The sequence below is a fragment of the Acidovorax sp. GW821-FHT11A03 genome, assembly GCF_058809075.1.
Genome location: NZ_JBXASG010000006.1, coordinates 377,367 through 392,484, shown reverse-complemented (window position 1 = coordinate 392,484; position 15,118 = coordinate 377,367). Strand labels below are relative to the sequence as shown.

At 69.7% G+C, this 15,118-nt stretch carries 16 protein-coding genes; 8 read left to right on the top strand and 8 right to left on the bottom strand.

Going from position 1 to position 15,118, the window contains the following annotated elements:
- Window positions 1-30: 30 nt before the first annotated feature.
- The 8 genes from AC1RVY_RS17580 (at window position 31) to AC1RVY_RS17545 (ending at window position 6,887) form a co-directional block, all read left to right on the top strand.
- Window positions 31-897 carry an SDR family NAD(P)-dependent oxidoreductase gene (locus tag AC1RVY_RS17580; protein ID WP_492807432.1) on the top strand — a complete coding sequence of 289 codons (867 nt, stop codon included), beginning with the start codon at window positions 31-33 and terminating at the stop codon, window positions 895-897.
- A 70-nt stretch (window positions 898-967) separates the two neighbouring features.
- Window positions 968-1,960, top strand: coding sequence for a tripartite tricarboxylate transporter substrate binding protein BugE (locus AC1RVY_RS17575; protein ID WP_492807430.1), 993 nt, complete (start codon window positions 968-970; stop codon window positions 1,958-1,960).
- Between the two features lie 122 nt (window positions 1,961-2,082).
- The gene (locus AC1RVY_RS17570; RefSeq protein ID WP_492807428.1) at window positions 2,083-3,033 is read left to right on the top strand and encodes a DMT family transporter; all 951 of its coding nucleotides are present in this window, start codon (window positions 2,083-2,085) and stop codon (window positions 3,031-3,033) included.
- Between the two features lie 162 nt (window positions 3,034-3,195).
- Entirely contained in the window at window positions 3,196-3,771 is a 576-nt protein-coding gene (locus AC1RVY_RS17565; protein ID WP_218295643.1) for a sigma-70 family RNA polymerase sigma factor, read from the top strand.
- Window positions 3,772-3,786: 15 nt separating this feature from the next.
- Window positions 3,787-4,578: an anti-sigma factor gene (locus tag AC1RVY_RS17560; protein WP_218295642.1), complete on the top strand. Its 792-nt coding sequence runs from the start codon at window positions 3,787-3,789 to the stop codon at window positions 4,576-4,578.
- A gap of 141 nt (window positions 4,579-4,719) precedes the next feature.
- Window positions 4,720-5,655 (top strand): DUF3034 family protein, encoded by a 936-nt coding sequence (locus AC1RVY_RS17555; protein ID WP_492807426.1) that lies wholly within the window; start codon window positions 4,720-4,722, stop codon window positions 5,653-5,655.
- A gap of 19 nt (window positions 5,656-5,674) precedes the next feature.
- Window positions 5,675-6,139 (top strand): group I truncated hemoglobin, encoded by a 465-nt coding sequence (locus AC1RVY_RS17550; protein ID WP_218340072.1) that lies wholly within the window; start codon window positions 5,675-5,677, stop codon window positions 6,137-6,139.
- Between the two features lie 4 nt (window positions 6,140-6,143).
- Complete coding sequence (locus AC1RVY_RS17545; RefSeq protein WP_492807424.1) at window positions 6,144-6,887, top strand: cupredoxin domain-containing protein; 744 nt, start codon at window positions 6,144-6,146, stop codon at window positions 6,885-6,887.
- 84 nt (window positions 6,888-6,971) lie between these two features.
- Here the strand turns inward: AC1RVY_RS17545 and AC1RVY_RS17540 are convergent, their stop codons facing one another.
- From AC1RVY_RS17540 to AC1RVY_RS17505, 8 genes are all read right to left on the bottom strand, one after another.
- Complete coding sequence (locus AC1RVY_RS17540) at window positions 6,972-7,946, bottom strand: c-type cytochrome (protein WP_218295639.1); 975 nt, start codon at window positions 7,944-7,946, stop codon at window positions 6,972-6,974.
- A 153-nt stretch (window positions 7,947-8,099) separates the two neighbouring features.
- Window positions 8,100-9,173, bottom strand: a complete 1,074-nt coding sequence (locus AC1RVY_RS17535; protein WP_218295638.1) for an ABC transporter substrate-binding protein — start codon at window positions 9,171-9,173, stop codon at window positions 8,100-8,102.
- A 46-nt stretch (window positions 9,174-9,219) separates the two neighbouring features.
- Window positions 9,220-10,401: an NAD(P)/FAD-dependent oxidoreductase gene (locus AC1RVY_RS17530; protein WP_492807421.1), complete on the bottom strand. Its 1,182-nt coding sequence runs from the start codon at window positions 10,399-10,401 to the stop codon at window positions 9,220-9,222.
- Entirely contained in the window at window positions 10,398-11,804 is a 1,407-nt protein-coding gene (locus tag AC1RVY_RS17525; RefSeq protein WP_492807420.1) for an FAD/NAD(P)-dependent oxidoreductase, read from the bottom strand. Before AC1RVY_RS17525 ends, AC1RVY_RS17530 begins: the two co-directional genes overlap by 4 nt.
- Complete coding sequence (locus tag AC1RVY_RS17520) at window positions 11,801-12,127, bottom strand: (2Fe-2S)-binding protein (protein ID WP_492807419.1); 327 nt, start codon at window positions 12,125-12,127, stop codon at window positions 11,801-11,803. The genes AC1RVY_RS17525 and AC1RVY_RS17520 overlap by 4 nt, the downstream gene beginning before the upstream one ends.
- Before the next feature lie 15 nt (window positions 12,128-12,142).
- Window positions 12,143-12,937 carry an ABC transporter permease gene (locus AC1RVY_RS17515; protein ID WP_218340075.1) on the bottom strand — a complete coding sequence of 265 codons (795 nt, stop codon included), beginning with the start codon at window positions 12,935-12,937 and terminating at the stop codon, window positions 12,143-12,145.
- Window positions 12,938-13,032: 95 nt separating this feature from the next.
- Complete coding sequence (locus tag AC1RVY_RS17510; RefSeq protein WP_492807417.1) at window positions 13,033-13,929, bottom strand: ABC transporter permease; 897 nt, start codon at window positions 13,927-13,929, stop codon at window positions 13,033-13,035.
- A complete protein-coding gene (locus AC1RVY_RS17505) occupies window positions 13,926-15,020 on the bottom strand; it encodes an ABC transporter ATP-binding protein (RefSeq protein ID WP_218295632.1) in 1,095 nt (364 codons plus the stop codon). The genes AC1RVY_RS17510 and AC1RVY_RS17505 overlap by 4 nt, the downstream gene beginning before the upstream one ends.
- Window positions 15,021-15,118: the final 98 nt, after the last annotated feature.

The window sequence follows — 15,118 nt, the reverse complement described above, 5'->3', positions numbered from 1 at the left end:
CCGGCACAACCCACAAAGAAAGAGACATTCATGGCGACCACAGCACATGCAAGCAACCCGGCAACGTCGGCCGCGTACTTCCCGCCGCTCGATGCGCTGCCCGGCCGGGGCCGTGTGGCGGGCAAGGTGGCGCTGGTGTTCGGTGGCGGTTCGGCTGGCCCCGGCTGGGGCAACGGCAAGGCCGCCGCCATGGTCTATGCCCGCGAAGGCGCGCGCGTGGCGGTGGTGGACATCCGCCGCGAGGCGGCCGAGGAAACCCGTGCCCAGCTGTACGCCGAGGGCTTCGACGCCGAGGCCTATGCCGCCGACGTCACGGACTCCGCCGCCGTGGCCGAGGTGGCGCGGCGCGTGCACGCGCGCTTTGGCGCCATCGACATCCTGCACAACAACGTGGGCATCACGCGCATGGGCAGCGTGATCGACATGGACGAAGCCACCTGGCAGCAGGTGATCGACACCAACCTGACCGGCGTGTTCCTCACCTGCAAGCACGTGGTGCCGGTGATGCTGGCGCAGGGGCGCGGCGCCATCGTCAACATCTCGTCGCTGGCCTCGCAGCAGATCAACAGCTACCGGTACATGCCGTACTACGCGGCCAAGGCCGGGCTCAACCACTTCACGCGGGCGCTGGCCGTGCAGTACGCGGCCCAGGGCATCCGCGCCAACGCGGTGCTGCCGGGCGTCATCGACACACCGCTCATCCACCAGCAGATCGCCGGCCAGTTCGCCAGCACCGAGGAGATGCTGCGCACCCGCAACGCCGCCAGCCCCATGGGCCGCATGGGCCAGGCCTGGGACGTGGCCTACACGGCGCTGTTCCTGGCGAGCGACGAGGCGCGCTACGTGACGGGCGTGTGCATTCCGGTGGATGGCGGCAAGGGCTGCACGGGCAAGTAGGCCCTTCACGTTCCAGCGTTTCAAAGTTCCATTGATTCTTTCATTCCCACATTCGCAGGAGACAACACCCATGAACAAGCACCGAATGAACCGCCGCACGGCCGCTGGCGTCGCACTGGCACTGCTGGGGGCCGCGGCGGCGCTGCCCGCCGCCGCGCAGGGCGCCTTCCCTGACAAACCCGTCAAGCTGGTGGTGCCGTTTCCGCCGGGCGGCACGTCGGACATCAGTGGCCGCGTGCTGGCCGACGCCTTGTCCAAGGAACTGGGCCAGCCGGTGATCGTGGAGAACAAGGCGGGCGCGGGCGGCTCGGTGGGCGCGCGCTTCGTGGCCGAATCCAAGGCCGACGGCTACACGCTGCTGCTGGGCACCACCAGCACCAACGGCACGAATTCGGCGGTGTACAAGAACCTGAGCTTCGATGCGCTCAAGAGCTTCACGCCCATCACGCGCATCCTCTCGGTGCCCGGGGTGCTGGCCATCAACAAGAGCTTCCCCACCAAGAACTATGCGGAGTTCGCCAAGCTCGTGGGCCAGTCGCCCGGCAAGTATTCGTATGCCTCCTCGGGCAACGGCGGCGCCACCCACATGGCGATGGAGTACTACAAGTCGCTCAGCGGCCTGCGCGTGGTGCATGTGCCGTACCGCGGCACGGGCCCGGCGCTCAACGACGTGATCGGCGGCCAGGTCGAGATGATCTACGACACGCTGGCCTCGTCGATGCCGCATATCAAGGCCGGCAACCTGGTGCCCATGGCCCTGGCCACGCCCCGGCGCCTGAAGGAATTGCCCGAGGTGCCCACCTTCGCGGAGCTGGGCCTCAAGAGCGCCAACGAAGGCTTCTGGAACGGCGTGCTGGCGCCCGCCGGCCTGCCCGCCGATGTGCTGGAGAAGCTGCACGGCGCCATCGTGCGTGCGCTGCGCACGCCGATGGTGCAGGAGAAGTTCGCCGCCGCCGGTGCCATCACGGTCGAGGACACGCCCGCGGCCTTCGCCAAGATCATTGCCGACGACATCGTGAAGTGGAAGAAGGTGGCCGAGACCAGCCACATCACGGCGGACTGACCGTCTGGCCGTCTGACTGACCGGGCCGCTGACGTGGGGGCGCACCGCGCCCTCGCGCCCCTGCATGGCCGCATTGCCCATTGGCGTCGGGCGGCGGGCCGTGGGGCCGCTATAACCCCTGCATGACTCTTTCCTGGATCGCCTGGGCGTGGATACCGCTGACGCTGTGGGCCGCATTGGCACAGACCGCGCGCAACGCGGCGCAGCGCTCGCTCACCGCCGGGCTGGGCACGCTGGCGGCCACGCTGGTGCGCTTTCTGTACGGCCTGCCGCTGGCCACGGCCTGGGTGGCGGGGCTGACCTGGGTGGGGGCGGGCGGCATTCCGCAGTTCAACCTGCTGTATGCCGCGTGGCTTGCCATGGGCGCGCTCACGCAGGTGGGGGCCACGGCCTTCCTGCTGCTGGCGATGAAGGAGCGCAACTTCGTGCTCGCCGTGGCGTATTCCAAGACCGAGGTGCTGCAGGTGGCCCTGTTCTCGGCCGTGCTGCTGCACGAACTGCCGGGCCTGCTGGCGCTGGGCGCCATGGCGGCGGCCACGGTGGGCGTGGTGCTGCTGTCGCTGCCGCCGGGCGGCTGGCGCGCGCTGCGCGCGGGGCCAGGGGCCGTGGACGGCCAGGGCAGCGGCCGGCTCGTGGTCTACGGGCTGTCATCGGGCGCCTGCTTCGCGCTGGCCAGCGTGGGATTTCGCGGTGCGTCGCTGGCGCTGGCCGAGGCCAATGCGGGCGTGGCGCCCTGGGTGGCCGGTGCCTGGGGCGTGTTCTGGGCGCAGCTGCTGCAGTCGGTGGTGCTGGGCGGCTGGCTGCTGGCACGCCAGCCCGGCGTGGCGGGCGCCATCGCGCGGGCCTGGCGCATGTCGGTGGTGGCGGGATCGATGGGCGCGGTCGCGTCCATCGCGTGGTTCACGGCCTACGCCATGCGGCCCGCGTCCGACGTGCGCACGCTGGGCCTGGTGGAGGTGCTTTTCAGCTACCTCGTCTCGCGCCGCGTGTTCCGCGAGAGCCTGACGCGCACCGAGGGCGTGGGGCTGGCGCTGGTGGTGGCGGGGCTCGTGGGGGTCTGCGCGCAGTGGTAGCGGTCGCAGCCGCAGCAGCGCCGCCCGGGGCGGCTTGAACGCGGCCGCCGCGCGCTGCACTCTTCGGGCCGGGCGATGAATCCAAAGCGCCCGCTGTGGCGTATTCACCCACAGAAGATCCCATTGCACCGTGAACAGAGACCAATCCCAGAGAATGGGCGCATGAGCACCCTCCACACAGACCGTGAACTGATGGACCTCCTCGACCGCATCGCCGCGCAGGACGACACCGCGCTGAAAAGCCTGTACGAGAGCACCTCGTCGCGGCTTTTTGGCCTGGCGCTGCGCGTGGTGCGCAACCGTGATGCGGCCGAGGACGTGCTGCAGGAGTCGTTCCTGACCATCTGGCGGTCGGCCGCCAGCTACCGTGCATCGCTCAGCCCGCCCATGGCGTGGCTGGGGCTCATCGTGCGCAGCCGCGCGCTCGATGCGCTGCGCAAGCGCACCAGCGACCGCGCGGACCTCATGAACGAACTGGACGATGCCCTGGCGGAAACGCTGCCGGGCGAGGGCGCCAACCCCATGGACGCCACCGAGGCGAGCGAGCAGGCCTTCGCGTTGCACCAATGCCTGGGCAGGCTGGAGACGCGGCAGCGCGAGGTGGTGAGCCTGGCCTACCTGCGCGACCTGAGCCACGGCGAGCTGGCCGAGCAGCTCAAGCTGCCGCTGGGCACCGTCAAGACCTGGATCCGGCGCGGGCTGGAACAGCTGCGCGCCTGCATGGCACGCTATGCCTGAGCCAGGAACCTCCCCATGAACCTTTCCCGACACCCCGAACTGCTGGACCGCCTGGCGGCCAGCTATGCGCTGGGCACGCTGCGGGGCGGCGCGCGCCGCCGCTTCGAAACCCTGGCCCGCGAGCAGGCCCCCGTGCGGGCTGCCGCGCTGGTGTGGCAAGGCCGCTGGTCCGGCCTGACCGAACTGCAGGAACTGGCCGAGCCGTCCTCGCATGTCTGGACCCGCATCCACAACCTGGTCGAGGCGGACAAGGCCGCGCGGGCCCTGCAAGCCGCCCATCGGCCCGCAGACCGGGTGCCGGGCGGCGGCTGGTGGCACAGCCTCTTGGTGTGGCGCGGCGCGGCCGCCGCCGGCGCGCTGGCCACCGTGGCGGCGGTGGCGATCGGCGTGCAGGTGCACGGCGCGCTCAAGGCCACGTCGGGCCGGCAGATTGCCACGCTGCAGCAGCAACTGCAGGCCGCGCCGCAGATCCAGTACGTGGCCGTGCTGTCCGACGACAAGGAGGCCGCGTCGATGCTGGTCACCTTCGACCCCAGGAACAACCAGCTGGTGCTGCAGCGCGTGGGCGGCTTCCAGGAAGGGGCCGACAAGTCGCTGCAGCTGTGGGCGCTGCCGCCCTCGGGCGGGCCGCGTTCGCTGGGGGTGCTGGGGCAGGACAGGCTGCTCACCCTGGTGGCGGGCGAGGCCGATGTGAAGCAGGTGCCAGCCCTGGCGATCAGCCTGGAGCCCAAGGGTGGCGTGCCCAGCGCGACCGGACCTACCGGGCCGGTGCTGTTCAAGGGCGCGCTGATCGAGCGCATGCTGTAAGGGGCGCCGGGGTGGAGGGCTGGCGCAGGCGCCCGTCAAAAAAATTTATCTGTCGTTTTTGAATCCACCGGGTGCCGGGGTTCGTAAGTTGGGAGCAACATCCACTTACAACCGCGACACCGCCCTTTGGGAGAGATCACGATGGAATACAGGCTTCACTGCACGCTGCTCGCGGCACTGGCGATGGGCGCCGCCGGGCTGGCCCAGGCCGGGACGGGCAAGCTGCTGCTCACCGGCGGCGTCAGCAGCATCGGCGGGTCGGCCGGCGGCGGGCTCACGCCCTGGGCCGTGATCGGCACGAACGCCACGGCGGGCGAGACCGGCTTCAGCGGCTACGCCACGCGGGCGGCCACGCAGGACTACGGCCTCACGGGCTATGGCGTGGCGCTGGGCCTGCACGACCGGGTGGAGCTGTCGCTGGCCCGGCAGGATCTTGATGCCTCGCCTGCGCTGGCGCTCAACGGCATCGCGCCCTTTGGCGTGGCGCCCGGCCAGCACATCCGGATGGATGTGGTGGGCATCAAGGTGAAGGTGGCGGGCGATGCCGTGCTGGATGCCGACAGCCTCATGCCGCAGATCGCCGTGGGCCTGGAGCACAAGCGCACGCACGCGGGCTCCATCGGGTCGGTGCTCGACTTCCTGGGTACAAGAACCAGCGGCACCGATGTGTATGTGAGCGCCACCAAGCTGCTGCTGGCGCAGAGCCTGCTCGTCAACGGCACCCTGCGCTACACCAACGCGAACCAGAACGGCCTGCTGGGCTTTGGCTCGGCCGCGCCGGGCAGGAACAGCCGCAGCCTGCAGCCCGAGTTCTCGATGGCCTACCTGCTGAGCAAGAACCTGGCGGTCGGCGCCGAGTATCGCTTCAAGCCCAACAACCTGCAGGCGCTGGGGGCGGCGGCCGGCCTGGGCGCCGCGCTGCGCGAGGACGACTGGAAGGACATCTTCATCGCCTGGGCACCCACCAAGAACGTGTCGCTCACGCTGGCGTATGTGGACCTGGGGCGCATCGTGCCGGGCATCACCAACAACCGCCGCCAGACGGGCTACTACCTGTCGGCCCAGGTCGCTTTCTGAGCCCGCTTCGGAGACCCCCATGACGATCAAGCGCAACACCCTCACTGCCCTGGCCCTGGCCGCCGCCTGCCTGTGGGCTCCAGCTGCCCTGTCGCAGCCTGCCCCGGCCACCTCCCCGGCGGCGCCCGCGGGCCTGTACCAGGCGCTGGGCGAAAAGCCCGGCATCACCCGCCTCATGGACGACTTCGTGGACCGTGTCGTGAGAGACCCGCGCATCGGCGGCCACTTCAAGGAGGCAAAGCCCCAGGCCCTCAAGGAAAGCCTGACCGACCAGGTCTGCCAGCTCAGCGGGGGGCCTTGCAAATATGAAGGCGCTGACATGAAATCGGCCCATGCCGACATGGACATCCACAAGGGCCACTTCCATGCCCTCGTGGAGGTGCTGCAAAGCGCCATGGATGCCCAGGGCATACCCTTCGCCCAGCAAAACCGGTTGCTGGCCCTGCTCGCACCCATGCACCGGGACGTGATCACCATCCACTGACGCCATGATGAAAAATACTATTATTTTGATAGCTATCAGCGCTTTATGGGTAAGCGCTAGCGCCGGGAATGTTCAAATCCAGGTGCTGGACCGCGAGGGCCGGCCCGTGCCCGATGCGGTGGTGGTGGTGTACCCCGGCGCCATGGCCGGCACGCCCCCGAGCCTGCTGCAGGCCAGTCCCACCATCGAACAGGAGAAGATGCGCTTCGTGCCCGCCTTGACCGTGGTGGCCCCCGGCACCACCGTGCGCTTCACCAACCAGGACCGGTGGGACCACCATGTGCGCGGCAACCCCGCCACGGTCGCGGCCGCCGCGGCGCCGGGCGGCACCAACCCCGGCTTCGAGCTGCGCCTGGCGGGCAAGACCGATGGCAAGCCCTCCAACTTCGCCGACGTGAAGCTCGACACGCCCGGCGTGGTGCTGCTGGGCTGCCATCTGCACGGCTCCATGCGCGGCCATGTGTTCGTGACCGATTCGGCCTGGGCCCTCAAGACCGACAGCGACGGCATTGCCCGCTTCCCCGCCGTGCCCGAAGGTGCCGCCCAGGTCCGCGTATGGCATGCGGAGCAGCTGGTGGACCTGCCACGCAAGGCCCTGAACGTGGCGCCCGGCCCGGTGCTCGACACCGTGCAGCTCAGCGTGGTGCCGCGCGTGCGCCGCGCCCCGCCCGCCGCGCCCCCGGGAGGCCCCATGGGTTCGTACAGCCAGGCGCCCGCGGGCGGCGCCCACCTGCACCCCGGCAGCTGACCCGCCACCACGGCGGGTGGTCCACCGGATGGCGGGCCAGCGGGCAGGCCGGCGCCCCGTGGGCCGTGCCGGCCCTTCGCTTCCTCAGCCCGGCAGCTTCAGGCCGCCCGGTCCCGAGGGAATGGTGTTGACGCTGCTCTTGTTGCCCGCGGCCGGCGCGCCCACGTTGTCCACCTTCACGCTCCCGGCGGGGGCATTGAGGTACAGGTAGAGCGCCTGTGCATCCACATCGCTGAGCTGGCCCAGCGACTCGAACGGCATGACCTGGATGGGCGTGCCGTCCGGCCGCTTGCCGGTGCGCAGCATGGCGACGAAGCTCGCCGCCGTGGGGTAGCGCGCCAGGGCGCTGTCGGCGCCGGGGCGGATGTCGGCGGCAGCGGGCCAGTCGGGTGGCCCGCCCGGAATCTTGCCGCCCTCCAGCGTGGCGCCGTGGCAGCCGATGCACATGTTGGCCACGTACTGGCCGTTGGCCAGTGTCACGCCGGCTGGCACGGGGCGTGACGGAGCGAGCTGGTGGTCGATGCGCGCCGCCGCGTCGGGGATGGCGCCCAGGCCGTACAGCACCCAGGCGGGGCGGGGCAGCTCCACCACCGCCTGCGTGCCCTCCTGGGGCTTGAGCTGGCGCACATACGACACCAGGGCATTCAGGTCGTCGTTGGTGAAGCGGTTGTAGTCCTCGCTGGGCATCACCAGCACGGGGCGGCCGTTGGGCTTCACGCCATGGCGGATCACGCTGTTCCAGTCCTCGGGCTGGTAGCGCGCCACCACGCCGGCGGGCGTGATGTTGGGCCCGATGATGCGCGTGCCCTTGCCGTCGTTGACGAATTCGCGGCCCGTGCCCTGCGCGCCGTGGCAGTCGGTGCAGCCGCGCGATGCATACAGGTAGCGCCCGCGCTCGATGGTCTGCGCATCGGTGGTGTAGGCCACGGGCCGGGGCTTGATGTCGATGTACCGGTTGCGCTTTTGCTCGGCCAGATACAGGCCGCTGGCCGCCGTGGCGGCAACGATGGCGCTCAGCAGCAGCGCGCCGCCGGCGGTCCATTTGATCCAGCGTTTCATGGGGGGTCCCTCTTCTTCGAATGAATGATTGGCGTGTCCAGGCGCCGGATTCTGAATTCGAAGAAGCGGTTTGTGCCACCCGCCGCCGCAAGGCGTGGCGGGGCCGGTGACATTTGTCACAAACGGCCCGCCGGTGTGGGGGGCCGCGAAGGTTCAGCGCTCGATGGTCTTGTTCCAGCGCGTGTTCCAGGCGGGGCGGTTGGCGTTCACGCTGTCCCAGTCCAGCGTCACGGCGTTCTTCATCCACTGGCTGATCTGCGCCACTTGCGCCGCGCCTTCGCCGACGGCCGGGGCCTTGGGGTTGGTGGGGATCTGCGCGCCGAACTGCAGCACGTTGGCCTGCGCCAGCGGGCTCAGCAGGAACTCGGCCAGCTTCTGCGCCAGCTCGGGCTCGCTGTTCCTGGCGATCACGCACTGGCCGGTCATCAGCACCACCGAGCCCTCCTTGGGCTGTGCGTATTCCACGGGAATGCCCTTGGACTTGAGCGCGGCCACGGCCGTGGGCGTGAGCGGGAACAGCGCGGCCTCGCCGGTCTGAACCATCTCGGAAATCTTGGCCGAGCTCGGGATGTATTCGAGCACATTGGGGCCGATGGTCTTGGCCCAGTTGTTGAAGCCCGGTTCCACGTTCTTGTCGTTGCCGCCCTGGATGCGGTTGAACATCAGGAAGCCGTGCAGCCCGAACGACGACGACGGCATGGACTGGAACACCACCTTGCCCTTGTACTTGGGGTCTGCAAAGTCCATCCACGAGGTGGGCGCGGCCCAGCCCTTTTCGGTGAACATCTTGGTGTTGTAGGCGATGCCGGTCATGCCCAGGCTCACGCCGCTGGCCAGGTCGTCCTTGAAGCGCGCGGCGGGGTAGATGTCGTTCAGGTGCGGGTTGGGGCGCTGCTTCTCGCACAGCCCCATGCCCATGGCGCGCACCATGATGCCGTCATCGAGGAACATCACGTGCATCTGCGGCTTGTCCTTGTTGGCCTGGGCCTTGGCCAATATGTCCGAGGACGTGCCCGGCACCACCACGACCTTCACGCCGTGCAGCTTCTCGAACGCCGGGAACACGTACTGGGTGTACGCCTTCTCCATGGTGCCGCCGTTCATGCCGATGTACAGCGTCTTGGGGGTCTGTGCCACGGCTGCGCCGCTGGCGGCCAGGGCCGTGGCAGCGGCCGCAGCCAGCAGGCCGCGGCGCAGGGAAACGTTCGGGCGGAAAGCGAAGTTCATGGTGATTGCCTTTCGGGTGGGAGGGGGTGGGGAGAGGTCGGCGGGCTCAGTGGGCCTGCGCTGTGGTTGTTGTGGGCGTGGCGCCCGCGGCGGGCGCTGGCGGCGTGTCAAAGCGAGCCAGGGAAAACGCGTCGATCGGCGTGCTGGTGTGCCCGTCGCGCGCCAGTTCGGCCAGCACTTCGCCCACGGCGGGGCCGATCTGAAAGCCCGCGCCCGCAAAGCCGAAGCCATGGATCAGGCCGGGCGTGGTGCGGCTCTTGCACAGCACGGGCTGGCGGTCGGGCAGGTAGCCCTCGGTGCCGCTCCAGGTGCGGATGAAGTGCGCGTGCTTCAGCGCGGGCAGCAGCTCGACCGCCTGCACGGTGAGCGACGCGATGGCGCCGCGCTCCGAGCGCGCGCGGTCGCCGTCGAGCCAGAAGCCCGACCCGCCGCCCAGCACCAGGTTGCCGCGCGCCACCTGGCGGCAGTAGATGCCGCCGCCTTCCACGCCCAGGCTCCATTGCATGAAATAGGGCAGGGGCTCGGTGACCATCATCGCGGGGTGGCCGGAGCGCAGCGGCACCGGCTCGCCGAACTGCTCCGCCATCGCACCGGCCCAGGCGCCCGCGCAGTTGAGCACCACCGGGGCACTGACCTCCAGTGCCGTGCCCGAGTGCAGCGTGAACAACTGTCGGCCGTCGTGTTCGATGCGCGTGAGCGGCGATCGCTCGAAGATCTGCGCGCCGGCGCGTTGGGCAGCCAGCGCGAACGCGGGCGACACCAGGCGCGGGTTGGCCTGCCCATCGTCCACGCACAGCGACCCGCCCACGGCCTTGCCGCCCAGCCACGGGCACTGTGCCCGCAGGCGTTCGCCGCTGATCAACTCGATGCCCAGATCGAAGTCCCGGCTCAGGTCGGCGTAGTGCTCCAGCGCGGCCATGTCCGCCTCGCTGCGCGCGATCTTGAAATGCCCGGTGCGCGCGTATTCGCCATCGGTGCCGATCAGTTCGGGCAGGCGTGCCCAGATATCGTGGGCGCGCTGCGCCAGCGGCAACTGGCTCAACGGCCGCCCCTGGCGGCGCACGCCGCCGTAGTTCACGCCGCTCGAGCGCGAGCCGCAGAGATCGCGCTCGAGCAGCACGACATCGACGCCCTGGCGGCGCAGGGCCAGCGCGGCCGATGCGCCCACGATGCCGCCGCCCACGATGGCGACATCGGTCTTGACGGTCCGAGGCGTGCTGCTGCTCATGCGCTGGCTCCCGCGTCGGTGGCCTGCCGTGCCTGCAGGTGGATCGGTATCGGCTTGATCGGCGCCTGTCCGCGCAGCCGGCCCACCCGCTCCACGGGCTGGCCGGTGGCCTGCGCCAGGATCTCGGCCGCGGCCACGCCGCAGCTGCGGCCCTGGCAGCGGCCCATGCCCACGCGGGTGAGCGCCTTCAGTCGGTTCATCTCGTCGGCACCGGTCTCGCGCACGCAGGCGCGCAGCTCGCCCGCCGTGATGTTCTCGCAGCGGCACACCACCAGCGCATCGGGCGCTTGCGCGGCCCAGTCGGTGGGGAAGGGAAAGGCGCGTTCCAGCCCCTGGCGAAACCGCATCAGGCGGTGAAGCTGGCCCTGCAGCGCCTGCATGCGCGCCGCGTCCACGGCCGTCCCGTGGTCCTGCAGCAGCGCCAGCGCGGCCAGCTCGCCGGCCCACTCGGCCGCGTCGGCACCCAGGATGCCCGCGCCGTCGCCCGCCAGGTACACGCCCTGCACGCTGCTGCGGCCCGCGGCATCGCGCTCGGGCAGGTGGGCGCGGTGCATCGGTGCCCAGGCAAAGCGGCAGCCCAGCAGGTCGGCCAGTTGTGTTTCGGAGCGCAGCGCGTAGCCAAAGCCCACGGCGTCGCAGCTGAGCGTGTGCTCGCGCCCGGCGCCATCGGCCCACACCACGCCGGCCACGCGGCCGTCGCCCAGCACGCGCACGGGGCGGATGCCGCTGTGGATGGGCACGCCGTGCGCGCGCAGCCAGCCCACGTAGTAGACGCCCTTGGCGAACACCGCCGGCTGCGTGAGCATGGCGGGCACGGCGGCCAGCTGGTCGGCCAAGCGCGCGGTGTCGAGCACCGCAGCGACCATGGCGCCGGCCTTGGCGTACTGGTAGGCCACCAGGTACAGCAGCGGGCCCGTGCCCATCAGCACCACCCGGCTGCCGATGGCGCAGCCCTGGAATTTGAGCGCCACCTGCGCGCCGCCCAGCGTGTAGACGCCCGGCAGCGTCCAGCCCGGCACGGGCAGCACGCGGTCGGTGGCGCCGCTGGCCACGATGAGCTGGCCGTAGGGCACGGTGCGCGTGGTCTGCGTGGGGCCGTGCAGCACATCCAGCAGGCCGCCTTGCGCATTCCACACCAGGCTGTCGGGCTGGTAGTCGATCTGTGCGTGCAGGCCGTCCAGCGTGCCGTGCAGTGCGGTGGCACGCGCGGCCTCGGTGCCGTACAGCGTGGCGGGGGTGCGCTTGAAGTGGGCGGGCGGGCGGCGGTAGATCTGCCCGCCGCCGCGCGCGGCTTCGTCGATCAGCACCGGCCGCACGCCGTGGGCCGCCAGCGTCTGCGCGGCGCGGATGCCGGCCGGGCCCGCGCCCACGATCACGGGTTGCAAAGCAGGCGCCATCGTCATGGCTGGCCCCCTCTGGCAAAGGTGGCCGCGTCGGCGGCTTCGGTGCGCAACGCCATGCCGGGGGTGATGAAGGTGCTGCAGGCGCGCAGGCGCTCGCCGCTGTCGGTCAGCACCCAGCAGTCCTGGCAGGCACCCATCAAACAGAAGCCCGCGCGCGGCTCGTGGCTGAATTCGTTGCGGCGCAGTTGCGCATGCTGCGTGAGGATGGCCGTCAGCACCGTATCGCCCTGAAGAGCGGTGGCGGATTGGCCGTTGATGGTGAAGTGCACGGGCGCACGGCTCTTCTCGGCCACGCGGTGCAGCAAGGCAGGGCTGGAACTCATGTTTTCGGTGCTCATCTACTTCCGGCCCACGAGGACGCGGTCCAGTCCATACACACGGTCCAGCAGCACCATGGCGCACGCCGTCACGGCCACCATCAGCGCCGACACGGCCGCCATCAGCGGGTCGATGGATTCGGTGGCGTACATGTACATGCGCACCGGCAGCGTCACCGTGCTGGGCGAGGTGACGAAGATCGACATGGTCACTTCGTCAAAGCTGTTGATGAAGGCCAGCATCCACCCGCCCGTCACGCCCGGCAAAATCATCGGCAGCGTGATGCGCGTGAACACCGTGGCCTGGCTGGCGCCCAGCGACAGGGCTGCATGCTCCGCGCTGCGGTCGAACCCCACCAGCGCCGCCACCACCAGGCGCAGCGTGTACGGCGTGACGATGAGCGCATGCGCCACCACCAGCCAGCCAAAGCTGCCCGTGCCGCCGATCAGCGCGAACAGGCGCAGCAGGGCCACGCCCAGCACCAGGTGCGGAATGATCAATGGCGACAAAAACAGGCCGTTGAGAAAGCCGCGCCCGGGAAAGTCGTAGCGCGTGATCGCAATGCCCGCGGGCACTGCCAGCACTGTCGCCAGCGTGGCCGACGCCAGGGCCAGCCACAGGCTGTTCCAGAACGACTGCATGAAGTCCGGGTGGTCGAACACCGCCTTGAACCAGCGCAGCGAGAACTCGGTGGTGGGCAGCGTCAGCGTGTTGTGCGGCGTGAAGGCGACGATGCACACCACCAGAAGCGGGGCCAGCATGAAGGCGATGACGAGCGCGTTGAACGCGAGGGCGATGGGGCCGTTCTTGTGCATGGATCAGGACTCCCGCCGGGCCGCCCCAAGGGAGGCCTGCGCCCCCTTGGGGGGCAGCGAATACACGAAGTGATGGAGCGTGGGGGTGGTCATACTTACCCGAGAGATTTCTTATAGCGGCCTTCAACCAGGCGGTTGTAGCTCAGCATCACCACCAGGTTGGCCACCAGCAAGGTCAGCGCAATGGCGGCGCCCAGCGGCCAGTTCAGCTCGTGCAGGTACTCGTCGTACACCACCGTGGCCACCATCTTCAGCCGCCGCCCGCCCAGCAGGCCGGGAATGGCGAACGAGCTGGCGGCCAGGCCGAACACGATCAGGCTGCCTGACAAGATGCCCGGCAGCACCTGCGGCAGCACGATGCGCCGCAAGGTGGTGAAGGGCGAGGCCCGCAGCGACAGCGCGGCGTTTTCCACGCCCGGGTCCAGCTTCTGCAGCGATGTCCACACGGGGATCACCATGAAGGGCAGCATCACGTGCACCAGCGCCACCACCACGGCGATCTCGGTGTAGAGCATCTTCACCGGGCCGATGCCCACCAGGCCGAAGGCAGCGTTCACCAGCCCCTCGGGGCCGAGCAGCATGCTCCAGCCAAAGGCCCGCACCACCACCGACACCAGCAAGGGCGCCAGCACCACCAGCAGCAGGATGGAGCGCCACGGGTTGCGCATGCGGCTGAGCACATAGGCCTCTGGCGCGCCGATGGCCACGCAGATCAGCGTGACCAGCCCGGCGATCCAGAACGTGCGCCAGAAGATCGCGTGGTAGTACGAATCGGCAAACACATGGCGGTAGTGCTCCAGCGTGAACTCGCCCGCCTTCACCCCCGTGGCCGGGTCGAACGCGTTGAAAGACAGCACCGCCGTCAGCGCCAACGGCACCAGCAGCAGCACGGTGAACAGCAGCAGCGCCGGGCCGGACAGCCACCAGGGCATGGCCTTCCTGCCCAGCAGCGGGTGGGGTGCTGAGGACAGGGTCGATGGGATGGCTGTCATGGCGTGGCCTCGGCCTCGGCGCCTGCCGTTGCGGCTTCATCGGCGGGCAGCAGGCGCATGCAGTGGTCGGGCCAGTCCAGGCCGGTGCGGTCGCCTTCGTCCAGCGCGTTGCGGCCGTCGTTGGGCGCCAGCACCATCAGGTCGCCCATGGGGGTGTCCACGCGGTACAGCCACTGGCTGCCCAGAAAGAAGCGTTCGCGCACCTCGCCGCCGATGCGGCCCTGCACCGCAGGCACCAGCTGCAGTTTTTCGGGCCGCACGCTCAGCAGCACGGCCGCGCCGGGGCGAAACTGCGCGCCGTCCACCCGCACCTCGATGGGCCCCGCGCCCACGTGGGTGTGCGTGTTGTTGGCCGAGGTCACCTTGCCGGGCACCAGGTTGGCCTTGCCCACGAAGGTGGAGATGAAGCGGGTGCGCGGGTGCTCGTACACGCGGTGCGGGTGGTCGATCTGCGTGGCGCGGCCGGCCTCCATCACCACCACGCGGTCGCTGATGGACATGGCCTCGCTCTGGTCGTGCGTGACCATCACCGTGGTGGTGCCCACCTTGCGCTGGATCTGGCGCAGCTCGAACTGCATCTCCTCGCGCAGCTTGGCGTCCAGGTTGGACAGGGGCTCGTCCAGCAGCAGCACGGGGGGCTCGATGACCAGTGCGCGCGCCAGGGCCACGCGCTGGCGCTGGCCGCCCGACAGTTCGCGGGGGTAGCGCGTGGCGTGCGCCTCCAGGTGCACGAGGCCCAGGGCCTGGGCCACGCGGTCCTTGCGCTCGGCCTTGGGCACCTTGCGCATCTCCAGGCCAAAGCTCACGTTGTCGGCCACCGTCATGTGCGGAAAAAGCGCATAGCTCTGGAACACGATGCCCAGCCCGCGCGTGTTGGCTTTGGCGTGGGTGATGTCGCGCCCGTCCAGCTGGATGCGGCCGCTGCTCACCGCCTCGAAGCCCGCCACCATCTGCAAGGTAGTGGTCTTGCCGCAGCCCGAGGGGCCGAGCAGGGAGACGAATTCGCCTTTTTCCACCGTGAGGTTCATGGACTGCACCGCGCAGGTGCTGCCGTAGAACTTGGTCACATCACTGAGCTTCAGGAAGGACATGGGGGCCTTTCTTCGGATTCCGGTTTCCTGCCATGCGCGTGCTCCGAGCGGCGCGCGCATGGATGTCTTTGTGCCGGGCTGCCTCTGCTGAACAAGGT